General features: G+C 65.4%; 16 protein-coding genes. 3 read left to right on the top strand and 13 right to left on the bottom strand.

Going from position 1 to position 18,795, the window contains the following annotated elements; genetic code table 11:
• Nucleotides 1-9: 9 nt before the first annotated feature.
• Both sucD and sucC read right to left on the bottom strand, forming a co-directional pair.
• Nucleotides 10-882 (bottom strand): succinate--CoA ligase subunit alpha, encoded by an 873-nt coding sequence (gene sucD, locus QZY07_RS20635; RefSeq protein WP_295406745.1) that lies wholly within the window; start codon nucleotides 880-882, stop codon nucleotides 10-12.
• Complete coding sequence (gene sucC, locus QZY07_RS20630; protein WP_295406742.1) at nucleotides 879-2,078, bottom strand: ADP-forming succinate--CoA ligase subunit beta; 1,200 nt, start codon at nucleotides 2,076-2,078, stop codon at nucleotides 879-881. Before sucC ends, sucD begins: the two co-directional genes overlap by 4 nt.
• Before the next feature lie 279 nt (nucleotides 2,079-2,357).
• On the opposite strand from sucC, the gene QZY07_RS20625 reads away from it, so the two are divergent.
• Together QZY07_RS20625 and QZY07_RS20620 are read left to right on the top strand one after the other, a co-directional pair.
• Entirely contained in the window at nucleotides 2,358-3,935 is a 1,578-nt protein-coding gene (locus tag QZY07_RS20625; protein WP_295406739.1) for an ATP-binding protein, read from the top strand.
• A gap of 183 nt (nucleotides 3,936-4,118) precedes the next feature.
• Nucleotides 4,119-5,192, top strand: a complete 1,074-nt coding sequence (locus tag QZY07_RS20620; protein ID WP_295406737.1) for an HDOD domain-containing protein — start codon at nucleotides 4,119-4,121, stop codon at nucleotides 5,190-5,192.
• Nucleotides 5,193-5,272: 80 nt separating this feature from the next.
• Here QZY07_RS20620 and QZY07_RS20615 read toward each other — a convergent pair whose 3' ends face one another.
• Nucleotides 5,273-6,433, bottom strand: coding sequence for an NnrS family protein (locus tag QZY07_RS20615; RefSeq protein ID WP_295406734.1), 1,161 nt, complete (start codon nucleotides 6,431-6,433; stop codon nucleotides 5,273-5,275).
• A gap of 148 nt (nucleotides 6,434-6,581) precedes the next feature.
• Nucleotides 6,582-7,223 (bottom strand): TusE/DsrC/DsvC family sulfur relay protein, encoded by a 642-nt coding sequence (locus QZY07_RS20610; RefSeq protein ID WP_295406730.1) that lies wholly within the window; start codon nucleotides 7,221-7,223, stop codon nucleotides 6,582-6,584.
• Nucleotides 7,224-7,406: 183 nt separating this feature from the next.
• Between QZY07_RS20610 and QZY07_RS20605 the strand changes: the two genes are divergently transcribed.
• Nucleotides 7,407-8,315: a LysR family transcriptional regulator gene (locus QZY07_RS20605; RefSeq protein WP_295406727.1), complete on the top strand. Its 909-nt coding sequence runs from the start codon at nucleotides 7,407-7,409 to the stop codon at nucleotides 8,313-8,315.
• A gap of 3 nt (nucleotides 8,316-8,318) precedes the next feature.
• On the opposite strand, the gene QZY07_RS20600 is transcribed toward QZY07_RS20605, so the two are convergent.
• The 9 genes from QZY07_RS20600 to QZY07_RS20560 all read right to left on the bottom strand — a co-directional run bounded on the left by QZY07_RS20600 (nucleotide 8,319) and on the right by QZY07_RS20560 (nucleotide 18,728).
• Nucleotides 8,319-10,601 carry a hypothetical protein gene (locus tag QZY07_RS20600; protein ID WP_295406725.1) on the bottom strand — a complete coding sequence of 761 codons (2,283 nt, stop codon included), beginning with the start codon at nucleotides 10,599-10,601 and terminating at the stop codon, nucleotides 8,319-8,321.
• A gap of 112 nt (nucleotides 10,602-10,713) precedes the next feature.
• Entirely contained in the window at nucleotides 10,714-11,430 is a 717-nt protein-coding gene (locus QZY07_RS20595; protein WP_363184594.1) for an ABC transporter ATP-binding protein, read from the bottom strand.
• A 4-nt stretch (nucleotides 11,431-11,434) separates the two neighbouring features.
• On the bottom strand, nucleotides 11,435-12,667 hold the full coding sequence (locus QZY07_RS20590) for an ABC transporter permease (RefSeq protein ID WP_295406721.1): 1,233 nt from the start codon (nucleotides 12,665-12,667) through the stop codon (nucleotides 11,435-11,437).
• Nucleotides 12,664-13,875 (bottom strand): efflux RND transporter periplasmic adaptor subunit, encoded by a 1,212-nt coding sequence (locus tag QZY07_RS20585; RefSeq protein WP_295406718.1) that lies wholly within the window; start codon nucleotides 13,873-13,875, stop codon nucleotides 12,664-12,666. Before QZY07_RS20585 ends, QZY07_RS20590 begins: the two co-directional genes overlap by 4 nt.
• Before the next feature lie 62 nt (nucleotides 13,876-13,937).
• Nucleotides 13,938-14,486: an HPP family protein gene (locus QZY07_RS20580; protein ID WP_295406716.1), complete on the bottom strand. Its 549-nt coding sequence runs from the start codon at nucleotides 14,484-14,486 to the stop codon at nucleotides 13,938-13,940.
• Nucleotides 14,483-15,106 carry a CBS domain-containing protein gene (locus QZY07_RS20575; RefSeq protein ID WP_295406713.1) on the bottom strand — a complete coding sequence of 208 codons (624 nt, stop codon included), beginning with the start codon at nucleotides 15,104-15,106 and terminating at the stop codon, nucleotides 14,483-14,485. Before QZY07_RS20575 ends, QZY07_RS20580 begins: the two co-directional genes overlap by 4 nt.
• A gap of 51 nt (nucleotides 15,107-15,157) precedes the next feature.
• Nucleotides 15,158-17,074, bottom strand: coding sequence for a 2-succinyl-5-enolpyruvyl-6-hydroxy-3-cyclohexene-1-carboxylic-acid synthase (gene menD, locus QZY07_RS20570; protein WP_295406710.1), 1,917 nt, complete (start codon nucleotides 17,072-17,074; stop codon nucleotides 15,158-15,160).
• A gap of 6 nt (nucleotides 17,075-17,080) precedes the next feature.
• Nucleotides 17,081-18,469, bottom strand: coding sequence for an isochorismate synthase (locus QZY07_RS20565; protein ID WP_295406707.1), 1,389 nt, complete (start codon nucleotides 18,467-18,469; stop codon nucleotides 17,081-17,083).
• Between the two features lie 10 nt (nucleotides 18,470-18,479).
• On the bottom strand, nucleotides 18,480-18,728 hold the full coding sequence (locus QZY07_RS20560) for a zinc ribbon domain-containing protein (RefSeq protein WP_295406785.1): 249 nt from the start codon (nucleotides 18,726-18,728) through the stop codon (nucleotides 18,480-18,482).
• Nucleotides 18,729-18,795 lie beyond the last annotated feature (67 nt).

Raw genomic sequence — 18,795 nt, 5'->3', positions numbered from 1 at the left:
TCGAGTGGATCAAGCCCCCAGCAATTCCGCCATCCGCGCCCCCATCGCCGCCGGCGAGCGCACGGTCGTGACTCCAGCGGTCTCCAGCGCGGCATATTTACCCTCGGCGGTGCCCTGGCCGCCGGTGACGATGGCCCCGGCATGTCCCATGCGCTTGCCGGCGGGCGCGGTGACGCCGGCGATATAGGCCACCACCGGCTTGCTCATCCGGGTCTGAATGAATTCCGCCGCCGCTTCCTCCGCGCCGCCGCCGATTTCGCCGACCAGGATCACCCCATCGGTCTCGGGATCGGACTCGAACAGCGTCAGACAATCGACAAAATTCAGCCCCTGGATGGGATCGCCGCCGATCCCGATGCAGGTGCTCTGACCCAGACCCGCGTGGGTGGTCTGAAACACCGCCTCGTAGGTCAAGGTGCCCGAGCGCGAGACGATCCCGATCCGCCCCGGTCGATGAATATGGCCGGGCATGATGCCGATCTTGCAGGCGCCGGGGGTGATGACGCCCGGACAATTGGGACCGATCAGCACTGACTCGCTGTTCGCCAGCGCCGCCTTGACGCGCAGCATGTCGAGCACCGGAATCCCCTCGGTGATACAGACGATGACCCGAATGCCCGCGTCCGCCGCTTCCAGGATGGCGTCCGCCGCATAGGGCGCGGGCACATAGATCATGGTGGCATCGGCGCCGGTTTCACTGACCGCCGCATGGACGGTGTCGAACACGGGGCGGTCGAGATGGCGCTGACCGCCCTTGCCGGGCGTCACCCCGCCGACCAGATTGGTGCCGTAGGCGAGCGCCTGTTCGCTGTGAAAGGTTCCCTGCTTGCCCGTGAAACCCTGACAGATCAGGCGCGTTCCGGCATCGATCAGGACGCTCATCGCGCGCCCTCCGGCGAGAACGTTTCACGGGCGCGACCCGCGGCGGCCGTGACCACCTTGTCGGCCGCCTCGCTCAGACTGCTGGCGGTCACGACGGCCAGCTCGCTGTCGGCGAGCATCCGCAGCCCCTGGGGCGCATTGGTGCCTTCCAGCCGCACCACGACGGGGACGGCGACATCCACCTCGCGCACCGCCTGCATAATGCCCTCGGCGATCAGATCGCACCGCACGATGCCGCCGAAGATATTGACCAGCACCGCCGTCACCTTGGGGTCGGAGAGGATGAGCTTGAACGCCTCGGCCACCCGTTCCGCCGTGGCGCCGCCGCCCACGTCGAGAAAATTGGCCGGCGCGCCACCGTGCAGCTTGACCAGATCCATGGTCGCCATCGCCAGTCCGGCGCCATTGACCATGCAGCCGATATTACCGTCGAGACTGATATAATTGAGTTCGTGCACCTTTGCCTCCGCCTCGCGGGCATCCTCCTGAGTAAGATCGCGCAACGCCTCCAGATCGGGATGACGATAGAGCGCGTTGTCGTCAAGATTGATCTTGGCGTCCAGCGCGACCAGCTCGCCCGTCTCCGTCACCACCAGCGGGTTAATCTCCACCTGACTGGCGTCGCACTCGATGGCGAGCCGGTAGATGCCGTCCATCAGGACCGCCAATGCCTTGATCCGCGATCCTTCCAGACCGAGCCCGAAGCCAAGCCTGCGCGCATGAAAGGATTGCAGTCCAGAGGCCGGATGGACTCGCGTCAGCAGGATCTTGTCGGGCGTCGCGGCGGCCACCGTCTCGATCTCCATGCCCCCGGACGCGGAGGCCATGAATAACATTTGCTCCGATGCGCGATCCACCAGCAGGCTCAGATAGAGTTCGCGGGCGATCGCGGTGGGTTGCTCCACCAGCAGGCAGCCGACGGGCAAGCCTTCCGGGCCGCTCTGGTGGGTGACCAGACGACTGCCGAGCAAACGGCGCGCCGCGCTGGCGGCCTGTTCGTCCGAATCGGCCAGGATCACGCCGCCGGCCTTGCCGCGCCCGCCCGCATGGATCTGCGCCTTGACGACCCAGCGCGCTCCGCCGAGTTCGGCGCAGGCCGCCAGGGTCGCCTCCGGCGTCGCCGCGACAATCCCCGCCGGCACCGGAATGCGATAACGACGAAAGAGCTGCTTGGCTTGGTATTCGTGTAGATTCATCGAATGCTCGCGGTCACGGTCGGAATGAATAGAGTAGATTCAGAGACGAATCCCATCCCGATGGCGGGGTTCGCGCAATTCTGATCCAAACCGCGTCCAGAGTGAAATACGTTCTTGCGGGTCGGGGACGGCGACCGCCGGTTCACGCAAGGCCGAGCCGACGCACAAATGACGCATGTCGCAACCGGACGATTTTTCAGTGTGTTGAGCGGCATTTCGATGACGAACGATAATCATGGACACTCGGGACGATCCGACGCCTCAGGCGATCAGCGGACGGTGCCGCGTCATGACAATACGCATTATCCGACATGGGGCGCATTACGTTGGCTGTTTCTCTTCCGATTCTGCATTTTACTCGTCCTGGCCCTGGCGTTCTCGCGCTCCTTCGGGGATCCCGCAAGCAGTGGCATCGACACCCCATTCATCTGGTCGATCCTGGCCGTTTACGCACCGCTGGTCCTGCTCGGCGGACTGGGTCTGCTCAACCGCTGGCCGTACCGGATCCAGCAGGTCCAGATTGGCATTTTCGCCGATATTCTTGCCTATACCCTCCTGATGCATGCCGCGGGCGGCATCGCCAGCGGACTTGGCATCCTGCTCGCCGTCGCGGTCGCCGCCGCCGCGCTGATGATGGAAGGTCGTCTGTCGCTCCTGTTCGCCGCGCTCGCTTCACTGGCCGTCATTGCCCAACAGATTTATTCGGCCATGCTGGACGATGCCCATGTCATCTCCTTCACGCAGGCGGGTCTGCTGGGTCTGTTGTTTTTCATGGTCGCGCTGATGTCGCATGTGCTGTATCGGCGCGTGCGTTCGGCGGAAGCCCTGGCGGCCCGACGCAAGGTCGACATCGACGACCTCTCCAAGCTGAATGACTTCATCATCCAGAGCATCGGCACCGGCATCCTGGTAGCCGACGGCGAACGCCACCTGCGCCTGCTCAATCAGGCCGCCCTGGATCTGCTCGGCGCCCGGCGGTTCAACGCCGGAGCGGCGCTGTCCGATCTCTCGCCCGAGTTGGGCAAATGGCTGGCGTTGCAGGTCCAACCGTCTCCACCCAATGGGCGGCTGATCCAGATTGGCAACCGTGAGATTCGCGTTTCGCTCAAGCTGCTGGGCGAATACCGCGCCAGTGGCGTCATCATCTATTTGCGCGACAATCAGGAGGTCGCCAGGGAGGCCCAGCAGATCAAGCTCGCCTCGCTCGGAACCCTGACCGCCAGCATCGCCCACAATATTCGCAATCCCTTGAGCGCCATGACCCATGCCAGTCAATTATTGACCGAAAGTCCGGGGCTGACCGACGATGACCGGCACCTGCTCGAGATCATCCGCCGCAACGGCGCACGTATCGAAGAAACCGTGCACAGCGTTCTGCAGCTCTCCCGCCGCAATCAGCGAGAACCTTCCCAGATCGTGTTGTCCGCCTGGCTCGACGAGTTCTCCAGCGAGTTCCGCGAACGCCATGAATTGCACCCCAGCGCGCTCCAGCTTCAGTGCGACGCTGACGACATCCGCGTCGAGGCGGACCCGCGTCACCTGCATCAGATACTCGCCAATCTGTGCGAAAACGCGCTCATCCATGGCAGGCAGGCCGATCAGCCGCCGCGCATCCTGATCCGGGCCGACCGGACCGATGATCTCAACGAGGCGCTGATCGAGGTCATCGACACGGGGCCGGGCATCGCGGAGGCGACCGTCAACGCGATCTTCGATCCCTTCTATACGACTAGCGCCAAGGGAACCGGACTCGGGCTTTACATCGCGCGAGAACTCGCCGAAAGCAATGGAATTCGGCTGACCTACCAAGCGGTCGCGCCTCACGGCAGTTGCTTCAGGCTGGTGTTTTCCGGCTGATCCGGAGCCTGACCGGGACGCCAAGGTCGTCGCCCAAGCGCCGCGAACGAAACGAAGCGGAGATGAATTGAGTGCGCCGAGCATGGATACTATTCTCAATCCCGGCGCGGAATCGTTCGAGAACAGATCGATGAAATCATCGGAGAGACAACGGGTGGACGCGTATCCGCCGCATTGGATACAGTGAAGATCATTGCCGGTCAGTTTCGTCCGGTTCTTCCGGATCAACCCAACGAGAAGACTCCATTGCACTTTTTTAAAATTTGGCGAGCTATCTTCCGTGGTCGCAAACGACGTCAACCGATCGCCCAGCCAGCGACCGACCAAGTCGCGCGGATTCCGTTGCTGGAGGACAGAGGGGAAGCCGAGATTCAGTGGTCCGCTGCCGATCTCGACCGTTGTTACGTCCAATGGTTGCTCGATCTCGATGCGTTTACCGAGCAGCCTTCGAATGAATCCGAGACGCACGCACTCGACTCCTTTACCCAGATGGCCACGGGGCAAACCGCCAGCGCGCATTTAGTGCCACGCCTGCCAACCGTGATTCCCCAGCTCATGCAGAGTCTGAAAGACGAGAAAATGACAGGCGCGCAGTTGGCGCGGCAAATTTCAAGAGACCCCGTGCTGGTCGGCGAAGTGATTCGACTGGCAAACAGTCCTTACTATCGAAGAAGTCATAAAATCGCGAGCATCGAGCAGGCGGTCGTGCTGGTCGGTCAGAACGGTTTGCGTCAGCTGATCGCCAGGGTGGCGTTCTACCCCATCCTGAACCTGCGCTCAGGTTCAATGACCAAGCGCGCCGGTTCAAAGATTTGGAGTCAGTCAGAGAAATGCGCCCTCGTCGGTCGTTGTTTGGCCGAACAACGGAAGGAAGATGTGTTTTCCGCATATCTTGCCGGGCTCGTTTCCAATGTCGGCATGATGGTCGGATTGCATCTGATGGACCAGTTGCTCAGCACAAAAGAGGAAGGCATCCCACGTTCCTGGGATTTTTATCATCGATTCATTCATCAGGCGGCACGCTTCTCCCATCGCATCGTGGAAGAATGGAGTTTTCCCGAGACCGTGGCTCTGGCGATTGGCGAGCTGGCCGAGCGCGACAGCAACGAGGCGATCTCCCCTCTCGGAAAGATCCTGTCTTTGAGCGATCGCTATAGCAAGATCAGTGTCCTGCAAGAGCATCGCCGGGTGCCGGCGGAGATCGATCTGGCGGCGGCCACAGCCGACCCCTGTTATGCTCAAATATCCTTGTGGTAGGCAACCTGCTCGCTCAATGGCGCCCCATACCCAGGTTGCATGTCCGCCAGCGCGATGGGTGAGACAGGCCTCTCGCCGAGTCAACCCGCGTTGCCATCCGGCCGCGGACTCAGCAGCATCGGGGCATGCACCCAGAGAAACAGCCCGAAGGCGAGGATCCAGCACAGACCGCCCGCCATCAGCCAAGCCTGATGGCCGGCGGGAGCGAGCAGTGGCGCCAAACCGCGCAACACCGCCGCGAGATTGATCAGGACGAAGGCGACCAGCGTCAGCGGTACCGCCTGCATCGGCCGACCGGTGTGTCCCATCGACACCCGCGACATCATCCCCAGCGTCACCACCCCCATCGCGCCGACCGTCAGGGCATGCAATGCGCCGCGCGGCGTCAAGGCGGTAAAGGCCGGCAGTCCATCCAGGATCAGCCCGAGCGCGAGCCAAAGCAGACCCACGTAGAGTACCGTCAGCATGGGCGTGGTCCAGATTCGCCGATCATGCCAGCCGAGCAGACGCGCCAGTTGCAGCAAACCCAGCGTGATCGCCAGGCCGCCCGCGAGCCGACTGAATGGCTGGATGAGGTCGACGATCAGCAGTCCGGCCGCCACCACGAAGGTCAGACGTTCGAGGACCGGAAACACCCGGGGCCGCGCGCCCGCGATGCCGCTCTTGATGAAAAAGGGCATCACCCGCCCCGAGACCAGCAGCAGGATCGCCAGCACCAGATCCAGCATCAGACGATGACCGCGCGTCGCGCCTCCGGCGAACAGGCCGAGCGCATCCAGATGCACCATCGCCCCGGCCAGGGTCATGCCCGCGAAGACCGCCAGAAAGACCCGATTGACCGGATTGGGGCCATGCCAGAGCGGGCGCCAGAGCGCGAGCGCCAGCGCCGGGAAAAAGGCGAGATCAAGCAGCGCGATCAGCAGCGGCGGCAACCCCAACCAGGGCGCGAGCCGACCAGCCAGCCAGAGCCCGACCAGCGCGGCGAGTCGGGCACCGGTCGCCGTCGGCATCCCGGTCCAGTTGCGCACGGCGGTCAGCAGAAACCCGGCGATCACCGCCGCGAGATAGCCGAACAGCATCTCGTGAGCATGCCAGGCGGTCCCGGCAAGATAGCTCGGTTGTGGCCAGAGACCGCTCAGGATCGCCAACCAGACGGCGACGGAGAGGATCGCCGACAGGCCAGCGGCCAGAAAGAAGGGACGGAACCCGAGCGCGAGGACGGGGATGGCGGTGAGGGTCATGTGCGTCGGGGCCAGTTGGCGACTAAAGCGAAGCTTGCGCGGACGTTAGCCGTCGCGACAACCGCCCACCTTGATGCTGGTCAAGCACCATATGCATCCCGGCGCCATCGGCTAGGCGCTTGCTGGTGGCTGACGGCTGACGGCTGATTCAATGTTCGCCCTTGGTGCGCAGCAGACCCGCCAGTCGATTACCCTGCTTCTGCGGACCGCCGCGCGGAAAGAGCCGGTGAAGATAGCGATTGCTGCCACGCTCGCGGCCCCAAACCACGCGAAAGTGGAGGATCATGTCGCGCACCGTCGCCTGGGTGCCCTGTCGAGCAAAGCGGGCACGCAGATAGCGAATCATCTCCCAATGCTCGGCGTTCAGCGTCAGTCCCTCCTGTGCGGCCAGTGCGCGAGCGAAGTCCTCCGACCAGTCGGAGGGATCGACCAGATAGCCCTCGCTATCGGTCAGGATCGCGCGCTCGCCGACCCGCACCGCGCGGGTCGTCATGCTCGGGTAGGCGTTGCTGCCGCTCGGGAATTCGCCAGGGAGCCCGCGCGAGTCCCGCTCGGACTGGGTGATCGACCACAGCTCGATCGGAATCTCGCCGTCGAGCCGGCCCTCGAAGCGCTCCACTCCGGAGACCAGGATCTTGCCGCTGGTCGGGGGCAGGTCGAAGCTGGCCAGACCCGCGCGATCGGTCAGCACCGGCGCGGTCTCGCTGCCGTCCGCGTCCAGGCGCAGGACAACGGGAGTCCGCTTGAGTGGCTCATGGGTAGCCTTCATGGAAATTCTGACTGCGATCATCGTCTGCTCTCCGACGGTTACGACATCCGGTGGATCGGCGGTGCCAGACGGCCCGAACCGAATCCACACTGACTCTGATGAAGTCAGCTTAGTGGCGATCACAACTAAAGAAAAACGAAATGATTCGGTCTTTGGTATCGGAGATTTCGATAGAATCAGACAGACAGGCACGGAGTCACCACGATGGATCTCGATCAGATCAAGACCTTTCTCGCGGTCGCCGCCCAAGGCAGTTTCCTGGAGGCCGCCGCACGGGTGCATGTCACCCAGTCGACGGTGAGCGCGCGTATCCAGAACCTGGAGCAGGGGCTCGGCGCGCGGCTGTTCGTGCGCAACCGCTCGGGCGCCAGCCTCACCCCGGCCGGTCAGCGCTTCCTGCGTCACGCCAAGACCCTGCTGCTGACCGTCGAGCAGGCGCGGCACGATGTCGGTCTGCCGAGCCGCTTTCGCGCCAGCCTGACCATCGGCGCGCGCATCGCGCTGTGGGACGACTTCCTCCCGCGCTGGGCCGGGCGGATGCGCGCGGCGGCGCCGGACATCTCGCTCAATACCGAGATCGGCTTCGAGGATGATCTGATGCGCCGCATTATCGCCGGGACCATGGATCTGGCCCTGATGTACAGCCCGCAGCAGGGCGCCGGCATCCAGGTCGAGCATCTGTTCGACGAGACCCTGATCCTGGTCGGCGGCGATCCGGAGCAGCCCGCGTTGGACGACGGCTATATCTATGTCGACTGGGGGCCGACCTTCTACGCCCAGCACCGCAAGGTCTATCCGGACCTGGAACGTCCCGCCCAGACCGCCAACATTGGCTGGCTGGGATTGCAGTTGATCCTCGCCAACGGCGGCACCTGCTTCGTCCCCGAGCGGGTCGCCGCCAGCTATCTGCGCGGCGGCTGTCTGCATCGGGTCGAGGGAGTACCGACCCTGACCCTGCCGGCCTACGTCGTCTATCCGGGCGACAGCGACTCCAGCGAACTCGCCATCGCGCTCGCCACGCTGCGGGCGCTCACCGCCGAGGGCGCGGCGACGAGTGCTGACCGCTCGGATGCTGGAGCGGTGCACGCGACGGCGCCTCAGAAAGTCGGTTGACACTCAGCAGCCAGGCTCTTCCCAAACAGCTTCTTTCTCCACCGCATCCATGAAGCCTTCCACGGTGAAGCCTCTTGGGTAAAGCGATCTCTCAGTGTGAGCATCGTCCGAAATCGCAATGTCGTGTTCTTGGAACCGGCCGGAAAGGATTCCGGCAGGATCGTTCAACAAATGCCGGTCGTCCCGCAGTGCGATCAGTACCTCCTCCAGGGATACCTTGAGAAAGCCGCTGAATCGCTGATGGTCGCATTCGATCGAGGTATCGACGATCCAACCATGGACCGAGACTGAGCCAGCGTCTCCCGCAAGATTCAACTCGGCGGCTAGATCCGATCCCTCGGACAGGGCGCGCTCGACGGCGGGAACCTTGCGGCGCAATTGGTGGCCGGCTTTGCGGAGTGTCGTCGTTCCGTGCAGCCACGCATCGCGTTGCGACTGTCGGATGAAAGTCGATTTCACCTCCAGCACCAGCACAATCCTACCCAGTGCACAGATGAGATCAACCTCGCCAGCGCGGGCATCGGATTCGTCCACGGGTTGCCAGTTCAGCACGACGCGGAATCCCCGCGATTCGAAGAGTCGGCCGAGTTGTTCCTCGATTCGCCGCGTTTCGAGCCTGGCGTCGCCGCGTCGCGCGCCAATCCGTCGGAGATTGTTGATGGCGGCCGTGCTGTTGTTTTGCAGACCGAAGATCCAAGGTAGCTGGATCAATAGTCGGTCCATCTTCAAGATCGGACGTTCAAATAATTTCGGATGGAGCCCCGGCTCTCCTTGTCGGAGCCGTGCAGCCAGAGTCACCAAGTCGTTTGTCCAGAAGTCGAGAATGGCGGCTGCCATCAATGGGCTGCCGCGTGGCGACTTCTTGCTGACGGTCCAGCCGACGATTCTCTCGATCTTCGCCTTGCGGTCGGACCAGGTGAGCGGAAAGCGGTTATGACCCGTCGCGATGCCTTCCAGGGCCAATAGACTCAGTGCTGGCGCCCAATGTCCTGTCTCGTTGAGATGGGTGACGAAGGCTTGGAGAAAGTCGCGTTGGTAGAATGCTGACGTCAACTCCGTTGCCAGTAGCGCCTGAAAGAGATCGACTTGCACCCCCGAGTCGGTCGTCACCGCGTCATCGAGTCCGTACACATCGGTTAGTTGAAGCTTCGTGCGAATCGCTCGGATACAGGCAACGCGGTTGGCTTCGTGGTTCTCTGGCAGTCCGATCGTTTTTGTCGCCAGATCCGAGTGAAAGAACTCGACCAGCGCACGGTAGAACCAATAGCCGTGAAGCCGTTCGAGTTTTCTGCCGTCACGTTTCCACGCGGCACGAACAGACGCATCGCGTTCAACGATATCCAGCGCCCTATCTCCAATGCGCACGAACTCGATCCCATCGTCGAAGCTGAAGGCATCCGCCGATTGAGAGATGAAGCTGTTCAACTCGATCTGAGCTTCAAGCAGTGCCTCAAACGCCGCTCTGAGATCATGTCGCGGCGGCGGGCCATCTGGCGAAGGGAACAGGTACGGCGATAAATGTGTTCTCAGCGACCGCCCCAAATCCTTTTCCTTCGGTCTCAGCGAGGTCGCGGAGGCAGTCGCGAGCTTCCAGATCAGAATATCGTTGATGGCCTGCCACTGACCTTCGGCGACACTCCGCTCCTCGGTCGGTCTCCATGGCATGGCGAACTCAGCGGGGTTCAGTCGCTCAAAGGCGTAGAGGCTGGCATAGATCAGGATCTCGAACGGTGAGAGATCGACGAGCATCTTCTTCCAGATATCAACCGTCGCCACACGCTCTCGGTAGGCACCGTCGAAGATGTCGAGCATGCGACAGAACTCGGCGATGTTCGGGTTCGAGCTGGCAATCCGATCAAGCTCGGTGCGGCGGGGCGAATGCTGTTGGAGCACGAGACCGGAATAACGGACCGCCCGGCGGACAAGGCGCGGGGATTCCGCGGCGATCCGTTCGAGCAGGAGAGGATTCGCTACAGGTTCCTGGCCGAGATAGCGGGCCAGTGCAAGCGTTGCCCCTTCTGCCTGCCACGCTTCGCTTGGAATACCGTTGACGACGTCACTGGACCAAAAGTCCGAATCGCGCTGATGTCGGCTGTACTTCTGTTTTCCTCGGGTTGCTGGCTTGTTATCGAGATAGGCGTCGACGACGTTCTCGGTTGCCAGAAGCACTGAAGCGCCAGCTTCGAGTTGTTGTTCAAACAGCCTGTCGTACAGGTTGACGCTTGTTGTGTCTTCGGGGGATCGACTCATGATGGATGGCCTCTTCGGTCCATGAACTGCGGCCATGCACTGTACCAAATCGCGTTTTGCGACGGGCGAAGGAGTCGGTTCAGGAATCGGCGATCCGTCCTCGCGGTCGGTGAAGGGCGACCGGGAGAAGATTCCTCCCGATCACCCCTCACTCCAACCCCCGCCCCTCCCCAGCCTCCTCGTGCGTGCGCCCATCGCGGATGTGATAGATGCGCTCAAAGGTCGGGATGATCTTCTCGTCATGGGTCACCACGATGACGGCGGTCTGATACTGGCGCGCCATGCGGTTGAGGATGCGGATGACCGCCAGGGCGCGTTCGCTGTCGAGCGGCGCGGTGGGCTCGTCGGCCAGGATCACCGGGGGGCGGTTCACCAGGGCGCGGGCGATGGCGACGCGCTGCTGCTCCCCGCCGGAGAGCTGGGAGGGCATCGCCCGGGCGCGGTGCGCCACGTCCAGGGCCGCGAGCAACTCGCGCGCCCGCTCCCGTGATTCGCCGTTGGGGCGCCCGGCCAGCATCGGCAGCAGGGCGACGTTGTCGGTGACATCCAGGAAGGGGATGAGATAGGGCGCCTGGAACACGAAGCCGATCTTGTCGCGGCGCAGCGCGCGCAGGTCTGGGATGCGCCAGCCCTCGTCATAGATAGATGTGTCCCCCAGGGTCATGCGCCCGCCGCTAGGCTCGATCACCGCCCCCAGACACTTGAGCAGGGTGCTCTTGCCCGAGCCCGAGGGGCCGACCAGTCCCACCACCTCGCCGGGGGCGACCGCCATGTCCACCCCGCGCAGCGCGTCCACCGCCGTGTCGCCGCGGCCGTAGCGTTTGCGCAGCCCCTCGATGCGAATCCCTTGTGCCCGTTCCGTCATTAACTCAGCCACCGATGGCCTCCGCCGGGTCGACCCGGAGCGCGGCGCGGATGGCGACCAGGCTCGCCAGCACGCAGATGATCACCACGATCAGAAAACCGCGCGCCGCGTCGCCGGGCAGCAGCAGGACGTATTTGGGAAACACCGGCGCCCACAGGGTCGCGACCGTCTTGCCGACGATGAAACCGATGACGCCGAGCCCGATCGCCTGTTGCAGGATCATCCCGGCGATGGTGCGGTTGCGCGTACCGATCAGCTTGAGCACCGCGATCTCGCGGATCTTGCCGAGCGTGAGGGTGTAGATGATGAAGGCGACGATGGCCGCGCTCACCACCGAGAGGATCACCAGGAACATGAAGATCTGACGCGCCGAGGTAGCGATCAGCTTGGCCTGGAGGATCTCGTTCATCTCGGCGCGGGTATAGACGCTCAGATGCTTCCAGCGCCGGATGTCCGCCGCCACCTGGTCGGGATACGCGTGGGGCGTCAGGCGCACCAGGATGGCATTGACCGAATTGCTCTGGGTCTGGGCGGCGAGCACGGCGTCCAGCACCTGCGGCTGGCCGGGGCGATTGAAGGCCGGGTTGGCGGCGCTGCGCCGGCGTTGGGCGACGATGGCGTCGTTGTCCTTGAGGAACTGGGCCTCTTGCGCGTCCTTGAGCGGGATGAACACCATGGGGTCACCGCCCGAGGAGACGGCGCGCCGGGTCAGGCCCACCACCCGGTAGGCATGACGGCGGATGCGCAGTTGCTCGCCGAGCCGAAAACCGGTCGAGATGTCCGCCACCGCCTCGTAATGACCCCGGGTCAGATGCCGCCCGGCGACCAGGGATTCCGGCTGGCCGGGCTCGCCGAACCCGCCCGGCACCACGCCGACCACCATGGCGCGACGCGCGCGCGCGTTCGGATCGCCGGTCGCCGGATCATCCGTCAGGGGGCTCACCTGCATGGTGAGATAGGTGACGTTGGCGGCACGCGCGACCCCCGGCAGGGTCTGGAGACTGCGATAGAGGTCGTCGGCGAGATTGGACGGCTCGGCGTAGGGACCGAGGGTGTCCTTCTGCACCGCCCAGAGGTCCGCCCCGCTGTTGTCCAGCAGCACTTCGGCATCGTCGACCATGCCGCGATAGATGCCGGCCATCGACAGCGTGACGCCGATCAGCAGCCCGAGCCCGATCCCGGTGAAGACGAACTTGCCCCAGCCGTGGAGGATGTCGCGTCCGGCGAGACTGATCATGGGGCGACCCCTGGGAGCTGCTCGACCACCTTGACCCGGCGTCCGGGCGACAGCGGGGCCTGGCTGTGCCAGATCACCGTCGCGCCTGGCGTCAGGCCGGAGCGGATCTCCACCCAGCCGTCGAGATCGCGCGCGCCGATGGTGACGGGCACGAAGCGCGGTCCCCCGTCGTCATCCAGCACCCAGACGCCGAGCGCGTCCGCGCGGCGGTGCAGCGTGGCATTCGGCACGGCGGGCGCGGCGGGCCGGGGCGCCAGTGCCACCGTCACCTCCGCCAACTCGCCGAGCCGGGGCAAGGGATCGGGGAGATCGGCGAAGACCACCTTGGCCAGCAGCTCCTCGGTGATGGCATCGGCGCGCGGCTCGACTCGCTCGACCCGTCCCTCCAGCGCGCCGAGGGGCTGGGAGCGCAGCGCGATGCGGGCCGCGAGGCCAGCGCGCAACGCCCCCGCGCCGAGCTGATCGAAGCGGACATCGACCCAGAGACTGGCGGGATCCACCACTTCCACCACCGACTGACCCGCCACCACCGTGCTGCCTGGCTCGGCGTCGCGCGACACCACCAGGCCGCCCAGCGGCAGGCCATCGGCCGGGGCGACGAGGCGCAGCGTGTCGCGCTGGCGCACCAGCGCCGCGCGCTCCGCGCGCACCCGTCCGAGATCCTGCTCGGCGGATTCAAGATTGGCCAACCCCAACGCCACACCGGCCTCGGCGATTTGGGCCTCCTGCCGCTTGGCCTCCGCCGTGTCCTCGCTAGCGGTGCGCGCCAGCAGAAGCTGCTCGTAACGCCCGACCTGGGCGCTGGCGAAGTCGCGCCGCGCCTGGGCGTCGCGCACCTGGGCGCGCGCCGCGACCACGCCGGACTCGGCGCGGCGCAGGGCGGCGTCCTGGGCGGCGAGGCGCTCGTCGAGATCGACCGGGTCCATCTCGCCGAGCCGCTGCCCGGCCTTGACCCGGTCGCCGACCTGGACCTCGACCTGGCTCACTCGCCCGGCGATGGTCGGGCCGATCCGGTAGGTATAACGCGCCTCGACCGTCCCGACCCCGAACAGGGCCGGCGCGATCGCGCGTTCCTCCACGCTGACCAGGGTCACCGGCACCGGGGCCAGCGGCCCCGAGGTCAGCGCCAGCCACGCAAAGGCACCGAGCAGCGGAATGAGCACGGCGAGCAGGGACAGGGCGCGCCGGTTGGGTTTGGGTAGATTCATCGAAGACTCACAGCATCGGGAGATTGAAAAACGGCGTGGCCCGTGCGACCTAACCGAGCCGGCTACAGCCAGAACTCGGGATAACGTCGGGCGGCGATGAGATTGTTGAACAGCAACGCCACGGCGAGCAGCACCAGCGGGCCGAGCGTGGCCGGGATCAGCACGAAGAGATACCCCAGTTCGTGCACCTGATCCGAGCCGATGACCGCGATCAGCGCCGTCGCCCCGCCGGGCGGGTGCAGGGTCCGGGTCAGGTGCATGAGGGCGATGGCGGTGGCGACCGCGACCGCCTGCGCCAGCCAGGGCTCGCCGCCGAGCCACTGCCAGCAGGTCACGCCCACCAGCGCCGAGAGCACATGTCCGCCGACCAGGTTGCGCGGCTGCGCGAGCGGACTGCGCACCGCGCCGAAGACCAGCACCGCCGAGGCGCCGAGCGAGCCGATGACGAGCGTCAGATCGGTCCCGGCGAAGAACCACTGATTCAGCCAGGCGACGGCGGCGATCCCCAGGAAGGCGCCCGTCCACGACCAGAGCACCTCGGACAGGCTGACCCGGGGCGGGCTGCCATGGGCGCTGCCGCGCATCTTGTTAAAATAATCCATGAGCCTCATGGCCGGCGATTCGGGCGATAGGCGCTCAGAAAGACCTTGCGCTGGAGCAGCCCCGCCAGGCGGCCATCGGCGGCAAGCACCGGCATGGCGCGACCGGGATGGCTGGCGAAGGCGGCGATCAGGTCGCGCGGGCCGGCGTCGAGCGGCACGCAGACTGCCGGCGCCGACATGAGCTCGCCGACCGGGCGATGGTGCTGCTCGGACTTGATACATTTGGCGTCCGCGATCACCCGCGCCAGCAGTGCAAGAAAGGTTTCGGCCCCCAGAGCGCGCAGCACGTCGGTCTCGGTCAAGATGCCGAGCACGCGCCGCTGCGCGTCCACCACCGGCAGTGACTTCAGCCCTTGGCGCACGAAACTGGGGATGGCCTCCGCGAGCGGGGTCTCGGGCGTCAGCGGGCTGACCTGACCGCGCATCAGTCGCCCGGCGGTGATGCCGCTGAACAGCCGGTCGAGCGCATGGCGATGCGCCAGATGATAGACGGCGCGGAAATCCATCGTGGTGATGTCGAGATAGCCGGGGATCTCGCGCATCGCCTCCAGGATGTCGGCGTCCGTGAGGTCGATCTCGCCGAGATCGGCGGACTCAATGGGCGCATCTGGCGAAGAACTCTGAATCATCGGAAGGATCCTCCGCGAGTTGCACGGAGCGGGCCAGTTGGCAGATGGAATTCAGGTTAGGCGGCGGAGCGAGCGCGTGCCTTGATCGACATCAAAATCGAAACTGGCCCTATCCAGAAGCGAATTCCAGAATCCTTGATGAACCGTCCGGCTGATCTCGCCATCGAGACAGACCTCGATCACCCCTGCCCCGCGCCCCGCGCCGCCGAGGGTCTCTGCCAGCGCCTCGCGGAATCCGGCCCCGTCGCTGACCGTGCGATGGACGATCCCGAATGGACGCAGCAGATCGCCTAGCGGGAGGTCGACCGGCGTGCGCCAGAGTCGCTCGAAACCGGGCAGTCCCTGTTGCGGGAGATAGTCGAAGATCCGGCCGCCGCCGTTGTTCAGGACGATGCAAGGGCGGTCGAGTTGCCGCAGTAGCAGCAGACCGCTGAGGTCGTGCAGGAAGGAGAGATCCCCGAGCAAGCCCGTCGTGGGGACGCCGCTGGCATTCAGTCCGGCGAGCGTGGAGGACTGACCGTCGATCCCGCTCGCCCCGCGATTGCCGAAGACGCGGAGCGCGGTGGCGCGACTGCCGGACCAGGTGTCCAGTTGGCGGATCGGCATGGAATTGGCGCAGAACAGACCGTCGCCCTCGGGCAGGGCGGCGAGCAGATCGGCGAGCAGATGGGGCTCGCACCAGGTAGACCGCGCGAGATAGTCGGCGGCCAGTCGCTCCAGGTGGCGCTCGGCGGTGGTCCAGCGGGCGAGCCAGGCGGGGGCGGCGAGGTTACCGCCCGTCGGTTCGATCTCCGACGCGGCGAGCCAACGGCAGACGCTGGCGGCATCCGCGCGAATCCGCAGTCGGACATCCTGAGTGGGATCGCTCCAACCCTGACCCGGATCGACCAGGATGGTGGGGATGTCGGCCAGCCAGCCGAGCAGGATCTTGGAGACGGGTGCGCGGCCAACGCGCAGCACCCAGTCGGGTTTCAGTGCCGCCGCCGCGCGGGGGTTGCGCAGCAGGCTGTCGTAGCGGGTGATGCGATGTTCGGAGCCGGGGCCGAAGCGCAGTCCGGAGAGCGGATCGCAGAGCACGGGGACGGCCAGCCGTTCGGCACAGGCCCAGAGCGCATCGGCGAACGCGGGCGGACAGGCGCCCGGTCCGCAGCAGATCAGGCCACGGCCGGAGAGCAGGGAGGCGAGGTCGGGTATTCCGGCGTTTTGCCCCTCGTCCCAGCCAGTCTCCCCGAGGGGGGTGCGGTCTTGGTCGAGCCGGTGGAGCGATGGCGGATGTGGCCGCTCCGAGCGGGGTTGAGTCGACGCTGGAGCGTCCGTACTTGCTCCCACGCTGGAGCGTAATGGGAGCCAGAGGGGCCGGGTGGGCCAGAGGGTTGGCATTGGCGCGGGTTCTGCCGCGCAATCCGCGTCAGGCACCAGCGGTTCGCGAAACGGCAGGTTGAGATGCACCGGTCCCGGCCAGTTCCCCTGGCTCACCGCCGCCGCGCGCGCGCCCAGCGCGCGGATCGTTTTGAGCGCGGCCGGCCCTTCTTCAGCCGCGCCGGGATCGTGGAATTCGCGCACGAAGCCGCCGAACAGCCGGGTCTGATCGATGGTCTGATTCGCCCCCCAGCCGCGCAACTCGGGCGGGCGGTCGGCGGAGAGCAGGAGCAGCGGGATGCCGGATTCGGACGCCTCGATGACGGCCGGAAACCAGTGGGCGAGCGCGCTCCCGGAGGTGCACAGCAGGCCCACTGGACGGCCCGTGGCCCGCGCCAGGCCGAGCGCGAAAAAAGCGGCGCTGCGCTCGTCCAGGATTGGGGTCAGTTCCAGCTCGGGCTGGCGTTGGCCCGCCAGCACCAGCGGGGTGGACCGCGAGCCGGGCGAGAGCACCAGCCGCCGCATCCCGCCCGACATCAGCCCGTCGAGCAACGCCAGCGCCCAGCGCAGATTGCGGCAGCCTTGATCGGTCGTGTCTTCGCGGCTCATCGCAATTCAAGCGAACTGGAGCGCGGTCGACATGGCGGCGAGCTTGTGCTCGGTCTCCTGCCATTCGCTCATGGGGTCCGAGCCGGCGACGATCCCCGCCCCGGCATAGAGATCGGCGATCCGCTCGCTGATGCGCGCGCAGCGCAGCAGCACCCAGAGTTCGCCGGTCAGGTCCGGCTCGACGATGCCGGCGGCGCCGGTGTACCAGCCGCGCTCCAGCGGTTCGCTCCGGTCCAGCCAGGCGCGCGCCTCCCGACGCGGCTGTCCGTTGGTCGCCGGGGTGGGATGGAGCAGTTCGGCGAGCCGAAAGACATCCACGTCGGGGTGCAATTCGCCCCGCACGATGCTCCGCAGATGCTGGACGTTGTTGAGTTGCAGAATCTGGGGGCCATCGGGCGGCTCCAGGGAACGGCTGCATTGGCTCAGCGCCTCGGTCACGGCCTCCACCACAAATTGATGCTCGCGCAGATTCTTTTCGCAGGTCCGCAGACCTCGGGTGAGTTGCGCGTCGCGATCGGCGTCCTCGGCGCGGCAGGCGGTGCCGGCGATGGCATCGGCCTCGATGCGGTTGCGACGCTGGGTGAAGAGACGCTCGGGGGTCGCGGCCACGAAGCTAGTCCGATGGCGACGGATGCTCACGACCTGGCAGGAGGGAAACAGATAGGACAGGGCCGCGTTGAGTCGGGTGAGGTCGAAGCGGCGCTGACCGGTCAGGCGCAGCCGGCGACAGAGGACAACCTTGCGCAATCGCTCCCGGTCGATCTCGTCGAGCGCCGCGAACACCAACTCGCGCCAGGCGTCCTGATCGGGCGTGCTGACGCCACGCTCCAGGTGCGCCGGGGTGAGCGGATCCAGCGCCGGCAGATCGAGCAGCGGTACGATCTGGTCCAGTCGGTGTTGCCAACGTGTCAGCAGTGACTCGATCCCCATCGGCAGCGCGGTGGTGAGGATGAGCGCGGCCTGTCCGCCGTGCGAACAGAGCGCCAGCTCTGGCAGCCAGAAGAGCGCATTCGGCAGATCCTCCTGCATCGCGTTCGGTGGCGCGTTGGGCGAGGCGGCAAAGCCCAGCATCCCGAAACCCAGAAAGCCGGTTTCGTCCGGGTCGATCTGCTGCCAGTTGGCCGCCACGCCCCTGGCTGCCGCGCGCAGCATCCGCAAGCGGTCCGGACCCCGCGCCCGCCACTCGCCGGCGATGCCGTAGCCGGCGCGTAGGTCGCCGCGATGGTTGTGCGCGAAATGGAACTGCGGCCCCGCCAGATCGGGCGCGATACCGAGTCCGTGGGGGAGTTCGAGGATCAGCGAGACATAGCCGCCCGGTTGTCCGAGGGGCAGGGTGCCGATCGTTTCGTGGAGGCGAGCCTTGAGCTGCTCCAGGACTTTGAGCGGTGCGAGCATGACGGGATCGTCAACGACCCCGCCCTGAAGGGCGGAGCTTGTAACTATGCTCCTGGCATCCGTTCCGATCATCGCACGCTACGATAGGCTGTTTGACGGCAGCCTTTGTCGCGATGTTCATCGCGGCGTTGTCATCCGCGTTCGCTGTATGACCACACGAGACACACAGAAAACTGGATTGGGTTTTGCGGTTGGCCTTCGCAATATGCCCGCACGCACAGCAAGTGCGCGAGGTATTGCGCGGGTCGATGTATTGCACAACGACGCCGTGCAGCTTCGCCTTGTATTCGACGAAGGATTGCAGTTGGAAAAAAGACCACCCGCTG

Origin of the sequence: uncultured Thiocystis sp. (genome assembly GCF_903866365.1) — a bacterium.
Taxonomy (GTDB): domain Bacteria; phylum Pseudomonadota; class Gammaproteobacteria; order Chromatiales; family Chromatiaceae; genus Chromatium.
This window is presented reverse-complemented; position numbering and strand designations above follow the sequence as displayed.

What these genes read in the sequence shown, in the direction of transcription:
- QZY07_RS20605 (WP_295406727.1), top strand. Translation starts at nt 7,407, where the DNA reads ATGGATCTCGATCAGATCAAGACCTTTCTCGCGGTCGCCGCCCAAGGC.
- QZY07_RS20595 (WP_363184594.1), bottom strand. Translation starts at nt 11,430, where the DNA reads ATGACGGAACGGGCACAAGGGATTCGCATCGAGGGGCTGCGCAAACGC.
- QZY07_RS20575 (WP_295406713.1), bottom strand. Translation starts at nt 15,106, where the DNA reads ATGATTCAGAGTTCTTCGCCAGATGCGCCCATTGAGTCCGCCGATCTC.
- QZY07_RS20565 (WP_295406707.1), bottom strand. Translation starts at nt 18,469, where the DNA reads ATGCTCGCACCGCTCAAAGTCCTGGAGCAGCTCAAGGCTCGCCTCCAC.
- menD (WP_295406710.1), bottom strand. Translation starts at nt 17,074, where the DNA reads ATGAGCCGCGAAGACACGACCGATCAAGGCTGCCGCAATCTGCGCTGG.
- QZY07_RS20600 (WP_295406725.1), bottom strand. Translation starts at nt 10,601, where the DNA reads ATGGCCGCAGTTCATGGACCGAAGAGGCCATCCATCATGAGTCGATCC.
- QZY07_RS20585 (WP_295406718.1), bottom strand. Translation starts at nt 13,875, where the DNA reads ATGAATCTACCCAAACCCAACCGGCGCGCCCTGTCCCTGCTCGCCGTG.
- QZY07_RS20580 (WP_295406716.1), bottom strand. Translation starts at nt 14,486, where the DNA reads ATGAGGCTCATGGATTATTTTAACAAGATGCGCGGCAGCGCCCATGGC.
- sucC (WP_295406742.1), bottom strand. Translation starts at nt 2,078, where the DNA reads ATGAATCTACACGAATACCAAGCCAAGCAGCTCTTTCGTCGTTATCGC.
- QZY07_RS20610 (WP_295406730.1), bottom strand. Translation starts at nt 7,223, where the DNA reads ATGATCGCAGTCAGAATTTCCATGAAGGCTACCCATGAGCCACTCAAG.
- sucD (WP_295406745.1), bottom strand. Translation starts at nt 882, where the DNA reads ATGAGCGTCCTGATCGATGCCGGAACGCGCCTGATCTGTCAGGGTTTC.
- QZY07_RS20590 (WP_295406721.1), bottom strand. Translation starts at nt 12,667, where the DNA reads ATGATCAGTCTCGCCGGACGCGACATCCTCCACGGCTGGGGCAAGTTC.
- QZY07_RS20615 (WP_295406734.1), bottom strand. Translation starts at nt 6,433, where the DNA reads ATGACCCTCACCGCCATCCCCGTCCTCGCGCTCGGGTTCCGTCCCTTC.